Source organism: Mucilaginibacter gynuensis, from assembly GCF_039541195.1.
Taxonomy (GTDB): Bacteria; Bacteroidota; Bacteroidia; order Sphingobacteriales; family Sphingobacteriaceae; genus Mucilaginibacter; species Mucilaginibacter gynuensis.
Genome location: NZ_BAABFT010000027.1, coordinates 13,249 through 26,785, shown reverse-complemented (window position 1 = coordinate 26,785; position 13,537 = coordinate 13,249). Strand labels below are relative to the sequence as shown.

General features: G+C 44.5%; 12 protein-coding genes. 9 read left to right on the top strand and 3 right to left on the bottom strand.

All coding sequences use genetic code 11. The features are described 5' to 3' along the window. Positions 1-52: 52 nt before the first annotated feature. Positions 53-2,761 carry a valine--tRNA ligase gene (locus tag ABD894_RS27090; RefSeq protein WP_345214238.1) on the bottom strand — a complete coding sequence of 903 codons (2,709 nt, stop codon included), beginning with the start codon at positions 2,759-2,761 and terminating at the stop codon, positions 53-55. A gap of 503 nt (positions 2,762-3,264) precedes the next feature. On the opposite strand from ABD894_RS27090, the gene ABD894_RS27085 reads away from it, so the two are divergent. The 7 genes from ABD894_RS27085 to ABD894_RS27055 all read left to right on the top strand — a co-directional run bounded on the left by ABD894_RS27085 (position 3,265) and on the right by ABD894_RS27055 (position 9,255). After that, complete coding sequence (locus ABD894_RS27085; RefSeq protein ID WP_345214237.1) at positions 3,265-4,668, top strand: rhodanese-like domain-containing protein; 1,404 nt, start codon at positions 3,265-3,267, stop codon at positions 4,666-4,668. Positions 4,669-4,671: 3 nt separating this feature from the next. Next, positions 4,672-5,145 (top strand): hypothetical protein, encoded by a 474-nt coding sequence (locus ABD894_RS27080; protein ID WP_345214236.1) that lies wholly within the window; start codon positions 4,672-4,674, stop codon positions 5,143-5,145. Positions 5,146-5,180: 35 nt separating this feature from the next. Further along, positions 5,181-5,861 carry a tRNA (5-methylaminomethyl-2-thiouridine)(34)-methyltransferase MnmC2 gene (mnmC2, locus tag ABD894_RS27075; RefSeq protein ID WP_345214235.1) on the top strand — a complete coding sequence of 227 codons (681 nt, stop codon included), beginning with the start codon at positions 5,181-5,183 and terminating at the stop codon, positions 5,859-5,861. Positions 5,862-5,903: 42 nt separating this feature from the next. Continuing rightward, the gene (mazG, locus tag ABD894_RS27070; protein WP_345214234.1) at positions 5,904-6,707 is read left to right on the top strand and encodes a nucleoside triphosphate pyrophosphohydrolase; all 804 of its coding nucleotides are present in this window, start codon (positions 5,904-5,906) and stop codon (positions 6,705-6,707) included. A 66-nt stretch (positions 6,708-6,773) separates the two neighbouring features. Beyond that, positions 6,774-7,223 (top strand): hypothetical protein, encoded by a 450-nt coding sequence (locus tag ABD894_RS27065; protein WP_345214233.1) that lies wholly within the window; start codon positions 6,774-6,776, stop codon positions 7,221-7,223. 3 nt (positions 7,224-7,226) lie between these two features. Further along, the gene (locus tag ABD894_RS27060) at positions 7,227-7,847 is read left to right on the top strand and encodes an RNA polymerase sigma factor (RefSeq protein WP_345214232.1); all 621 of its coding nucleotides are present in this window, start codon (positions 7,227-7,229) and stop codon (positions 7,845-7,847) included. After that, positions 7,840-9,255 carry a porin family protein gene (locus tag ABD894_RS27055; protein ID WP_345214231.1) on the top strand — a complete coding sequence of 472 codons (1,416 nt, stop codon included), beginning with the start codon at positions 7,840-7,842 and terminating at the stop codon, positions 9,253-9,255. The genes ABD894_RS27060 and ABD894_RS27055 overlap by 8 nt, the downstream gene beginning before the upstream one ends. Before the next feature lie 68 nt (positions 9,256-9,323). On the opposite strand, the gene ABD894_RS27050 is transcribed toward ABD894_RS27055, so the two are convergent. Both ABD894_RS27050 and ABD894_RS27045 read right to left on the bottom strand, forming a co-directional pair. After that, positions 9,324-9,560 carry a hypothetical protein gene (locus tag ABD894_RS27050; protein ID WP_345214230.1) on the bottom strand — a complete coding sequence of 79 codons (237 nt, stop codon included), beginning with the start codon at positions 9,558-9,560 and terminating at the stop codon, positions 9,324-9,326. Positions 9,561-9,658: 98 nt separating this feature from the next. Next, positions 9,659-10,879, bottom strand: coding sequence for an ABC transporter permease (locus ABD894_RS27045; RefSeq protein ID WP_345214229.1), 1,221 nt, complete (start codon positions 10,877-10,879; stop codon positions 9,659-9,661). Positions 10,880-10,961: 82 nt separating this feature from the next. Here ABD894_RS27045 and ABD894_RS27040 point away from each other — a divergent pair, with 82 nt between their 5' ends. Both ABD894_RS27040 and fmt read left to right on the top strand, forming a co-directional pair. Then, complete coding sequence (locus tag ABD894_RS27040; RefSeq protein ID WP_345214228.1) at positions 10,962-12,206, top strand: exo-beta-N-acetylmuramidase NamZ family protein; 1,245 nt, start codon at positions 10,962-10,964, stop codon at positions 12,204-12,206. Positions 12,207-12,296: 90 nt separating this feature from the next. After that, a complete protein-coding gene (gene fmt, locus ABD894_RS27035) occupies positions 12,297-13,214 on the top strand; it encodes a methionyl-tRNA formyltransferase (RefSeq protein ID WP_345214227.1) in 918 nt (305 codons plus the stop codon). The last annotated feature ends 323 nt before the right edge of the window (positions 13,215-13,537 follow it).

Sequence of the window (13,537 nt, the reverse complement as noted above, 5' to 3'; positions counted from 1 at the left end):
TAAATATTCAGCATATTTAAAGCATGATACCAACCATAGTAGCTACAATTAATTAGCCAAAAGATACAAGCCCCGCCACAATGATGGCTAATTTGGCCTCTGCATCAGCCTTTTTCTTTCTCTCGTTTTCTATAATTTCGGGTTTCGCGTTCTGTACAAAGCGCTCGTTATTCAGTTTAGCATCAACAGATTTCAGGAAGCCTAAAAGATATTCTTTCTCTTTTTCCAGGCGTTCCTTTTCGGCGGCAACATCTACAGTTTCGTTAAGCGGAATAAAAAACTCGTCTGTTTGTGCTAAAAATGCATTCGCGCCTTCCAGCTTTTCGTCAATAATGGTAAACTCGCTGATGTTGCCAAGCTTGGTGATAATACCCGCGTAAGCATTATAATCAATAGCCGAGTTTATTTTTACCGATAGCGGAAGCGCCTCTTTTGGAGACAGCTGTTTATTATTACGAATATTCCTGATTTGAGTAACAACTAATTTTACCGTTTCAACATCGGCAAGTAGCTGTGTATTTATTTGCCCAAAGGTTGGCATTTGCGCCACGATAATACAATCTTTTGAATCGCGCGTTCCGAACAGTTCATCATGCCAAAGCTCTTCTGTAATAAATGGGGTGAACGGATGTAACACCTTTAACAAGTTCTCGAAGAAACGGATAGTGTGGGTATATGTCTCCCTATCTATCGGTTGCTGGTACACCGGCTTTATCATTTCGAGGTACCAGGCACAGAAATCGTCCCAAACGAGCTTATAAGTGGCCATTAAGGCTTCTGATAACCTGTATTGAGCAAAGTCGTCCTCTATTTCGGCAAGTGCCTGGTTAAAACGGTTTTCGAACCAGGTGATAGCTATTTTATTTTTTCCTTCCAAGCTATCGTCAACTTCCCAGCCTTTAACCAGTAAAAAAGCGTTCCAAATTTTGTTACCGAAGCTCGAACCCTGTACGCAGTCCTTTTCATCGAACATAATATCGTTACCGGCAGGTGATGATAGCAGCATACCAACACGTACACCATCGGCGCCGTATTTGGTGATCAGGTCTAAAGGATCGGGCGAGTTACCTAACGATTTTGACATTTTACGGCCCAGCTTATCGCGTACAATACCGGTAAGGTAAACGTTCTTGAACGGAACCTCGCCGCGCCACTCGTGCCCGGCCATGATCATTCTCGCTACCCAAAAGAAAAGAATTTCAGGAGCGGTTACCAGGTCGTTTGTTGGGTAGTAATAATTGATCTCGGCATTATCAGGCTCGGCAATACCATTGAATACCGATATTGGCCATAACCATGAAGAGAACCAGGTATCAACCACGTCTTCCTCTTGTGTAAGATCGGCCGCGGTTAGTTGAGCGTTATCGGCAGAAAGCTTTTTGGCCTCTTCCAGCGCTTCCTCTACGGTTTTGGCTACCACGAAATCGCCATTGGGCAGGTACCAGGCAGGTATTTGCTGCCCCCACCATAACTGGCGACTGATATTCCAATCCCTAACGTTCTCCATCCAGTGACGGTAGGTATTGATGAATTTCTCGGGGATCAGCTTTATCTCACCGTTCAGTACATAATCCAGCGCAGGTTTGGCCATCTCTTCCATTTTGCAAAACCATTGCATGGATAGTTTGGGCTCAATAGCGGCATCGGTACGTTCCGAAAATCCTATTTGCGATTTGTAATCTTCTGTTTTCTCTAAATTACCGGCTTCTTCCAACAGCACAGCTATTTTTTTACGGGCGATGAAGCGGTCTTCACCAACCAGTATCTGCGCCTTTTCGTTCAGCGTACCGTCGTCGTTTAAAATATCTATAACCGGCAGTTTGTGTTTAATGCCCAGCTCATAGTCATTCAAATCGTGCGCAGGGGTAACTTTCAGGCAGCCAGTACCGAAGTCCATGGCTACGTATTCGTCCTGTATTAAAGGTATAACCCTGCCAATTAGCGGAACATAAACGCTTTTGCCATGCAAATGGAAATAACGCTCATCGTTAGGGTTAACACATATTGCGCTATCCGCCATAATGGTTTCCGGGCGCGTGGTAGCGATGGTTAGGTAGTTGTGAGTTGCGAGTTGCGAGTTGTAAGTATCAACATCTTCACCACTTTCGGACTTCCCGTCTTCCGGACTTCCGGACTCCGCAACATCTACTACTTGATACTTTATATAATACAGCTTCTGATTAACTTCTTTGCGGATAACTTCCTCGTCGGATACGGCGGTTTTGCCCTGGGGATCCCAGTTTACCATGCGTACGCCGCGGTATATCCAGCCTTTTTTGTACAGGTGGATAAAAGTATCTATCACGGCTTCGCTCATGTGCGGATCCATGGTGAAGGCGGTACGGTCCCAATCGCATGAGGCGCCTAACTTTTTGAGCTGCTCCAGTATGATACCTCCGTATTTATTTTTCCAGTCGTAAGCGTGTTCCAGGAACTCGGTACGGGTAAGGTCTTTTTTGCTGATGCCTTTCTCTTTCAGCATGGCTACTACTTTGGCTTCGGTAGCGATGCTGGCATGGTCTGTTCCGGGTACCCAGCAGGCATTTTTGCCTTTCATGCGGGCACGACGGATGAGTACATCCTGTATGGTATTATTCAACATGTGGCCCATGTGCAGCACCCCGGTGACGTTTGGCGGTGGTATTACAATTGTATAAGGTTCGCGTTCATCAGGTACCGAAGCAAAAAACTTTTGCTCCAGCCAGTAGCTATACCATTTATCTTCAAACTCTGCGGGCTGATATTTTTTAGAAATACTCATAAGCCGCAAAAATAATAAATCATTTCATTAGTCGGTCATAGCATTGGTCATTACGTCATTAGTCATTTCTTTGGTCATTGGGGCATTTGGTCATTAGTCATTGGATTGTGGTTATTGGTTATTCTGGGTATAGCCTGTTACATGCAAGCAAATCAGTTCATCAACCTAACTCACTAATCTCCATACAACTTACAACTCTCAACATACAACCCGCATAACACAATAATCCGTCAAAATAAAAGTTATAGTATGGTAATTAATTGCAACGCATTATGAAAGTATTGTCCGTAAACAGATTATTACACGACCTTTTGAAACGGTCGCGATTAGAATTTCTGATCAACTGGTTTAACCGCTAAAAATATCCGGGCCCGTTAAACTAATATCCGGCAATACTGCGGCGGGGTGGGCATAGTATAAATTTTCTTAATACAAGTTCGTTAAAACGAGGCCGGTACATTTGTATTGCCCTCGTTTTTTATGGGGCCAATGTAAAAATACTATTGAACCGCCTAATTGGCTATGCAGACTTAGCCAACTCGGGGCAAACACTTATCTTTGCCGCCAATATTATGTTCATCAATCAATTTTACGACAAAGGACTGGCCCACGCATCGTACGCGGTGATACGTGCCGGCAAAATGATAGTGATAGACCCGGCGCGCGACCCGCAGCCGTATTACGATCTTGCAACCCTGCACGAAGCTGATATTGTGGGTGTTATTGAAACACACCTGCATGCCGATTTTGTGAGTTCGCATCTGGAAATTCACCAAACCACCGGTGCAACGGTTTACGTGAGCAAGGTTGCCCATGTTGATTATCCGCACGAAACGTTTGATGACGGCGACGTGATCAGCCTGGTCGATATCAAACTGAAAGCCATTAACACCCCCGGCCATTCGCCCGATTCTATCTGTATTTTGGTAGAGGACGAAAACGGCAGGGATACCACCATATTTACCGGCGATACGCTGTTTGTAGGTGATGTTGGTCGCCCGGATCTGCGTGAAACGGCTGGTAATGTAACCGCCAAAAAGGAAGAACTGGCCAAGCAGATGTACCACTCCACCCGCGAAAAGCTAATGAAGCTGACTACCGACGTGGTGGTTTACCCTGCTCACGGCCCCGGCTCGTTATGCGGCAAAAATATGAGTCCCGATCTGCAAAGCACCATAGGCCGCGAACTGCGCGAAAACTATGCCCTGCAACTAATGGACGAGCTGAAATTTGTGAACCTGTTAATTGCCGATCAGCCTTTTGTGCCCCGTTATTTTGGCTTTGATGTAGAAACCAATAAAGCAGGTGCAAGTGCATTTAATGCCGGTGTTGAAGGCATTACGCACACTGCCACTATTGAAAAAGGCGCGCTGGTTATTGATAACCGCCCTAAAAAGGATTTTGTACAAGGCCATATAAAAGGCGCTATTAACCTACAGGATGGCGAAAAATTTGAAACATGGTTAGGTTCGATATTAAATGCCGATGAACAGTTTTACCTGATAGGTGCCGACCGTGAAGCTTTAGACATCGCAATAAAGAAAGCCGCTAAAATTGGCTACGAGAAAAATATAAAAGCGGCGCTCAACAATGTTGACGGCCAAACACAAACTTCACCTGAACTGAATTTTGAGGATTTTAAGGAAAACCCCGATAACTACACCATAATTGATGTACGTAACCACAGCGAAATAGCCAAAGGCAAACTGTTTAAAAACGCTATCCCCATCCCGCTGCCCGAACTTCGCGACAGGCTAAACGAGATACCTACAGGTAAACCGATAGTAGTACACTGCGCGGCCGGTTACCGCTCCGCAGCGGGCAGCAGCATTATAGAGGGCGCAATTACTCAAGTACCGGTGTATGATTTGAGTGAGCGGATCAATGGGTTTGCGGTGAAAAAGTAAAAAATGAAATATTTATCGTTTGCTCTATTACTTCTTTTATTGCCTCTCCTTTGTATGTCGCAAAGCGGAGGGGGTAAAAATGCTTTTACAGAAACCTTTATACACAACGTTGCGAACAAACCAACAACACGTTTAGAACTTACCCATCTTAAGAACTCGGTTAACGGAGTATTTTATAGCTATGATAAATTATCAGACGGAACACTTATATATTACCACTCACAATTAAAAAACTTATCGATAAACAAACAGCACATCCGGTTTAGTTTGTTGAAATATACCATCAGTGGTAAACCGTTTCAAAACGGCGTTAAGAAGCAAGAACTTTATATTAAGGATAAAAGTAAAATACCGGCATTACTATTATTTCCACAAAACTTCTCGGGCGTTGTCTCTTCTGTTGGTTTAAAATTACGCCGAACTTCAACATTACATGATTCAGCATCTGATGAATTTGTCTTTATAAAAAAAGAATAAATTATACAAACGGACTTTTCCTTTAACACCCTACCATGACCGAACCCCTAAAAATAGTACCTACTGCCGATGGGTCAAATACCATATACAACGCGCAGGTGGGCGAAAACTACCATTCTAAACATGGGGCGCTGCAAGAGAGTCAGCATGTGTTTTTAAATTCGGGTTTACGGTACTTTTTGGCTGATAAAGAAATCGCTGAGGTATCAGTACTGGAAGTAGGGTTCGGCACCGGATTGAATTTTTTATTAAGCGCCGATTTTTGCAGCGGCAAACAACTCTCGCTCAATTATACGGGTATCGAAGCCTATCCTTTAACACCCGAAATGATCAGCCAGACGGGATACGAGCAATACGCTACCAACGCTCTTTGGGGAAGCTTTTTGAGTAAGTACAGTGATTCGCTTACTACCGCTGTTGAGTTAAACGACTATTGCAAGCTGCAAATAGCCCATTGTAAACTGGAAGATTTTACATCGCCCAAGCTTTATGACATAATTTATTTCGATGCCTTCGCCGCCATACATCAGCCCGAAATGTGGGATGATACTGCCATTGCACATACGCTTAGCTTTTTAAAACCCGGCGGTGTGTTTGTTACTTACGCTATTACCGGCAACCTTAAGCGTGCCATAAAAGCGTTAGGCTTAAAGGTAGAGAAGGCGCCCGGAGCACCCGGCAAACGCGAGATGCTACGTGCTACAAAAAACCTGTAACACACCTGCTTTAAATTATTATTTTTACCAAAAAACAGCTTTATGCCATTAGTTCCTCCTGTTACCGCGTATACCCCTGCTTCTTCGTTCGAGCGTTTATTGGCCATTATGGACGATCTGCGTGTTAATTGCCCATGGGATAAAAAACAAACCATGGAAACCCTGCGCCACCTCACTATTGAGGAAACCTACGAACTATCTGACGCGGTGTTGGGCAACGATACACAGGAAATAAAAAAGGAACTGGGCGATATTATGCTGCACCTCGTTTTCTACGCTAAAATCGCCTCCGAAACCAACGAGTTCACTATAACCGATGTGCTGAACGGCATATGCGATAAACTGATTAACCGCCACCCGCATATTTACAGCGATACCGAGGTGAACGACGAAGCCGACGTAAAACGCAATTGGGAACAAATTAAACTGAAAGAAGGCAATAAATCGGTATTAGGTGGTGTGCCCGCCTCCTTACCTGCATTGGTGAAGGCTGCCCGCATACAGGAGAAGGCCCGTGGCGTGGGCTTCGATTGGGAAGAGAAAAGCCAGGTTTGGGCGAAGGTAGAAGAGGAGATGCAGGAGTTTAAAAACGAGTTTAATACAGAAACCGATACGCCGATAGACCAGGATAAGGCCGAGGGCGAATTTGGAGACCTGCTGTTCTCGCTTATCAACTATGCACGTTTCATCAATATTAACCCCGAGAACGCGCTGGAGAAAACCAACCGTAAATTCATCAAACGTTTTCAATACCTCGAAACCAAGGCACGCGAAAACGGCAAGCAACTGCACGACATGACGCTGGCCGAAATGGATGTGTTTTGGGACGAAGCAAAAAAATTATAAGTTTTTTTATTTTCTGCTGTAGCGTTTTGTAACCGGTCTGCGTACGGGTTAAAAAAAGCTTAGGAAATGAAAAAGAACTTGATTTATGTGGCCCCGTTGGTAGCTTTAATTTTAGGAGGCATTTTAACCGGATGTCTTAAAACAAAAGAAAATACCCCAGCCCCTGTACCGTCCGGCAAATTTGGCGGGCAATTTAGAGTGATCCGTAAAAAAGCAACCGGTCCTGGTTTCGATACCCTTATCAAAACCACTACCTTTAAGTTGAACATGAAAGCCGACAGCGGCTATAAAGTAGTTGGTGATACTACCAAACACGCTGGCAGCCATGGCACTTACTCTAACAATGATTATTACATTCAGTTTAACGATGTTACCTATTCAGAAACCGATACTTCAAAAAAGAAGCACCTGGTAGGCGTATATCGTTTTTACTATGATGGGGATATACTGCAAATGGTGCGCAGTTACTCCGATACCCTTAGTTATCAATACGATTTGAAAAAAACGGCAAACTAAAACGTGTCTTTTCTTACCTTTACCTTACCTAATAAGGATCGTCACATCACCAGGCACCAGGAGCGTTTAATGCATCAAACCAAAAGCATTACTGAGAGCGAAATCGTCAGTCAATGTAAAAAAGGCAGCTTAAAATACCAGGAAGTACTTTACAAACAGTACTATGGGTATGCTATGGGTGTTGGTTTGAGGTACAGCATTAACCGCGATGATGCATTAGAGGCGGTGAACGATGCCTTCATAAAAGTGTTTAACAACATACACACCTATAATGAAGATAAACCCTTTAAGGCGTGGCTGCGTACAGTGGTGGTTAATACCGCTATTGACCAGCGCCGCAAGGGTTTAAAGTTTCAGCTGAATACAGATATAGATGACGCGCCGCAAATTGGGTACAACGCCAGCGTTGTAGGCACCCTTAACGCGCAGGACATTTTAAAGCTTTTAAATGAGTTGCCTGCCATACAGTCAACCATTTTTAACCTGTACGAAATAGATGGATATAATCATGATGAGATTGCAACGATGTTGGATATACCGGTAAGCTCTTCGCGTGTTTATTTAAGCAGGGCGAAAGAACGGTTAAGAAAAATTTTAAGTACGGAGGAACAAAGCTATGAGTGATCAGCTTGATGACGACTTAAAGAGACGCATTAGCGAGGTTTTCGATAACTACGAAGACGACTCAGCTGATGAAGGCTGGATGCTGCTCAGGGAAAAATTTCCTGAACAGTCAAAACATCGCGGTACTGCATGGCTGTGGTGGGCTTCTGCAGCCGCGGTGTTCCTGCTTGTTTTAGGGCTTGGTCTTTGGATCCGTTTTGACGGAGCCAATACCGAAACCAATAATTACGCTGTTAAACTGGTAAAACCAGCTCAACAGCCTAACAAAACTGAAGATAACATAAAACCTGTTATTAAGCAAGTGCCTGCTACCGGCAATGATCAACTGGCATCAACAGGCGGCGAAACGCGGGTTAAACAGGCTTTCAGGCCGGCAGCACCAGCTTTGGTTCAGCAGACCAATGTTAGCCCTGTGCAACCAAATGCAATAGATAGCCAAACGTTTGATTCGCGCGAAGCTATTGCAAGCGCTAAAACTACGGCAACAGCCGGAACAGATAGCGCCGCTATTATTGCTAATGCTAAAGTACAGCCGGTGTATGCCGTTACGCAGCAACCACAGGTAAATGCGCCAACCGTTGCTACACAGCAACCCGCGGTAAACGATCAGCCTGCTGCAAAACAACAGCCTGTGGTTACTACGCAACCCGCGGTTAAGCAAGAGCCCGAAAAATCGGCTATTGAAAAACTGTTCGAGAGGGAACAGCGTGCCATGGCCAGCAATACCAAAAAGACTGCAGATAGTAAAAACGAAGATAAACTGGTACACTTCGGCGTATATGCCGGTACTTATGTTAACTATGCCAAAGGCAGCGATAACCAGGTGAACGTTGGCGCAGGCTTAACATCCGACTTTAAACTTACCAAAAAACTCAGGTTCTCTACCGGTGTATCTATCGCCCAAAACTCTATGAGTTATGGTACCGAAATACCCAAGGTAGCAGCGCAGGCCTCGCTAATGGCAACCGCGGTGCGTGAGCAGTCGTTCAGTGGTATAACGGCACCGCCGGAGTTTAAAGATTATAACGCTTCATTGGTGGGCCTCGATATTCCGTTGAATCTGAAATATGAGTTTAACCCGAGCAAGAGCGATACCTACATTTCGGCAGGTGTAAGCTCTGGAACATTTATTAACGAGAGTTATAACTATCGTTTCAGCTATTCGGCCCCGTTCAGCTACGCCAATAACCAAACCGAAAACGAGAACATCAATAAAAGCTTCAACAACTTTTATTTCGCTAAAACGCTCAACTTCGCCTTTGGCGTAGGTTATCCGCTGGGTAAAAGCAACAGATTGGTGATAGAGCCATTTGTTAAATACCCGCTGGCCGGTTTAGGTGCCCAGCAGATCCGTTTCGGCGCGGGCGGTGTAAACCTGAAGCTGAACTTTCAAACAAGAAGAAAATAAGTTGGTCAGTGGTCAGTGGTCAGTGGTCAGTGGTCAGTGGTCAGTGGTCAGTGGTCAGTGGTCAGTGGTCAGTGGAAAAACATATTGAAAGGATTGGTGGTTTTGGTCATCGATCCTTTTTTATTAAAAAAGAAGAGAGTTTCTTCCGAGCCTGACAAACCCTCCGTTAACCGTAAAAATGCGGCATCGTAAGGAACGGGTAGCACAAGCCCTGCCCACGCACAGCCTTTAAAAGTTCCTTGCGCAGCCGCATTTTTTTCTTTGGTGACTTTCTTTTTTGAGAGAAAAAAGAAAGTTACATCCACTAACGATGATTATAGCATAGCCATACCTAACGAAGAGCTGAATATAAATAAGAGCATCTGAAACAAGTTCAGTACAGTGGGATCAAAGTTAGAGAATCCTACTTAAACCTGATCGCCTTAACCGGCGACACTTTACTCACTAATGTCGATGGAATGATCAGCACCAATAAACAAATAAGCAGTGTACCCAAGTTAAGTACAACCACTTCAAACCAACCTATTTGCACGGGTACAAAATTCATGTAGTATGATGCGGGATCGAGGGTGAAGAAATGCGTTTTATCCTGGAACCAGCCTAAACCCAAGCCAAATACGTTGCCCAAAAATAACCCTACCCCTATCAGGTATGAGGCATTGTATAAAAATATCTTACGGATGTTCCAGTTACTGGCGCCAAGTGCTTTAAACATGCCTATCATGGCTGTACGTTCCAGTATCATGATGAGCAGGGCCGATATCATGTTGATCACCGCTACTACCAACATTAGTATCAGCATTACCTGGGCATTTACATCTAACAGGCCAAGCCACTCAAAAATGGTAGGATACAGCTCCATTATGGTGTACGATTTTAGCGTGGGCGGCATATTGGCTTCCAAAATATCGGTAGCCCGGTCAATTTGATCTATATCGCCTATTTTTACCTCATAGCCGCCAATCTGGTTTTCGTCCCAGTTATTTAAACGCCTTATTACCGATAGGTTTCCTACCACAAAGTTACGGTCAACCTCATCTACCCCGGCACTAAAAATACCGCATATAGTGAAAGGGCGCTTTTTTAAAGGCTCTTGCACAAAGTACATGATAAACTTATCGCCCACTTTTAAACGTAACCTATCTGCCGTATGGCGCGATATCATGATCTGTTTTTGGGCAGCCGCCGAATCGGTAAAGTCGATCACTTTACCTGATAGCAATGCCTTCTGAAAGAAAGAAAAATCGTAATTCTTGTCAACCCCCTTTAGCACCACGCCCTCAATTTCATCATTGGCGCGAATGATGCCCGGCTTGGTAGCAAAAGGCATTACCTGCTTAATGAGGTTGTTTTTCAGGGTGCGGGCTACAAAGTCGTCGTCGGCCTTAAAAGGTGAAATTTCGTAGGAGTTATTGGAATCGAAATTAACCACCTGCATATCGCCCGAAAATCCGCGAACTTTTACGCTGATCTCTTGTTTAAAGCCTTGTACTACCGCGAGTGATAATATCATTACGCCCAGGCCAAGCATAATGCCAATAATGGCAATGCGCACAATCAGTTTGGAGAATGTACGTTTTGACTTAAACGTTATACGACCTGCTATAAATGACGAAAAACTCAACGCAAAAATGATTTTGTGTACCTTCGCAAATATGCGGTTTTAACGTTAATTATGATGATTTAAATTGCATGGAGAACCTATTATGTTGTATATAAACGCTTTTTTACGGTTGGCTACCTTTTCTTTTGTATTAGGCAGCAACACCTGCAGCCAGCCCCTGCCGGCTGCTCCATCAAAAAAGACCGACACGGTTGCTGTTAACAGCACTGCCGAAAAAACAATAATTCCGGGTGCCGACAGAACCGAACTTTACCTGAATGACCTGAAGGGCAAAAACATCGGCATGGTGGTTAACCCTACCTCCATCATCGGTAAAAACAAAACCACAACTGTGGATAGCCTCCTGAAGCTGGGCATCGGCATTAAAAAGATCTTCGGCCCTGAGCATGGTTTCCGTGGGAACGCAAGTAATGGCGCTACCATAGGCGATGAAACGGATGCCGCGACCGGCCTGCCTGTAACATCTTTATATGGCAAACATTACAAACCCACGCCTGAAGATCTTAAAGGCCTTAACCTGCTGATATTTGATATACAGGATGTAGGCACGCGTTTTTACACTTACATATCAACGCTGCATTATGTAATGGAAGCCTGTGCCGAAAACAATATCGAACTGATGGTTTTCGATCGCCCCAACCCCAACGGCTTTACAGTTGATGGCCCTATACTGGACACTGCCTTCCGCTCGTTTGTAGGCATGCACCCTATCCCTATTACCCACGGGATGACGATTGGCGAATACGCGCAGATGATAAACGGCGAACGCTGGTTAAAAAAAGGCGTGCAGTGCAAGCTGAAGGTGATCAAGGTGGCTAACTACGATCATCAATCGAGCTATGTACTACCTGTTAACCCCTCACCTAACTTAAATTCGGCACAGTCTATTTTGTTATATCCAAGCATTTGTTTGTTTGAGGGTACGGTGCTTAGTCTGGGTCGTGGCACCATGACGCCCTTTGTAATGGTTGGGCACCCGCTGCTGAAAGACAAGTATAAATTCTCCTTCACTCCGGTAAGTATCCCCGGCATGAGCGAGGACCCACCGCAGAAAGGGAATACCTGTTACGGTATAGATTTTCGTAATTACGATGCCTCCATATTTAAAACTACGGGCAAACTTAACCTTACCTGGTTAATTGATTTTTATAAGGCTTTTCCTGATAAGAAAGTGTATTTTAATGCGTATTTTAGAAAGCTTGCCGGAACCGACAAACTTGAAGAACAAATAAAGCAGGGCAAAACCGAGGATGAAATAAGACAGACCTGGGAGCCCGGTTTAAGTAAATTTAAAGTAACGCGCGCTAAATACCTGCTTTATCAGTAGTGTGTAAAATGCGGGGCCGTTAAGCAAACATTTACTATTGATCTTTATTTTTACAAAAAGCATCCACCTACAAGAAAAACATCGCATAATATGAGAATAGTGTTCATGGGCACCCCGCAGTTCGCAGTAGCATCGTTAGATGAACTGATACAGCATGGCAGTAATATTGTTGCCGTGGTAACCGCGCCCGATAAACCCGCCGGCCGGGGACAAAAAGTAACTGAAAGCGCTGTAAAACAATATGCCGTGGCCAATGGCATAAAAGTTTTACAACCCGAAAAACTGAAAAGCCCCGAGTTTTTAGAGCAACTGAAAGCGCTCAATGCCGATTTGCAGGTCGTTGTAGCCTTCCGGATGCTGCCCGAGGTGGTTTGGAGCATGCCACATAAAGGCACTATTAATTTACATGCCTCACTGTTACCGCAATACCGTGGCGCCGCCCCTATTAACTGGGTGTTGATAAACGGCGAAAAGGAAAGCGGTGCTACTACTTTCTTTTTAAAGCACGAAATTGACACCGGTGATATTTTATTCACCGAAAAGATAACTCTTACCGGCAGCGAAACCGCCGGTGAACTGCACGACCGTCTGATGAACAAAGGCGCTGGCCTATTGGTAAAAACGGTAAAGGCTATTGAAAGCGGCCGTTACCACGAACATCCGCAGGCACAAATAGCGGTAGATACTGAGTTAAAACACGCCCCGAAACTCACCAAAGAAACCGGCATTATCGACTGGACACAGACTGCTATCAGCATTTACAACCTTATACGCGGCTTAAGTCCGGCGCCATCTGCATCAACTACGCTGAATGGCAAAAACATTAAAATATACATAGCCGAATACCAGGAAACAGAACCCGCTATACAACCCGGCGGCTTTTTAACCGACAATAAAACCTACCTGAAATTCGCTGCCAAAGATGGCTTTGTGATACTGAAGGATGTACAATTAGAAGGTAAAAAAAGGATGGGTATAGAAGAGTTTTTGAGGGGTGTGAAGCTGTAACAAGTCGACTTTTACCATCACGTCATTGCGAGGAACGAAGCAATCTCTACGTAGGTTTTGGTTGTGCTTTTATCAGTGTCAGCCTGCTCTTGGGCGCAGCGCCTCATTACTTTTGAGCCCAAAAGTAACAGACTAAGCGAAGCGATCTCATGAGCACCTATAAAAAACAAACAAACAGCGAATAACGGCTTGTCCAGCAAAAGGCTTCTTTGCCGCACGAGGCAATCACCCTGCAAAACGTGCAGAACTTTGGGCTGGAACTTTTGCCCCACTGCTCTTACCTGCCCCACATGCAACAAGTTCACTATGCCGCCTTTTCGCTC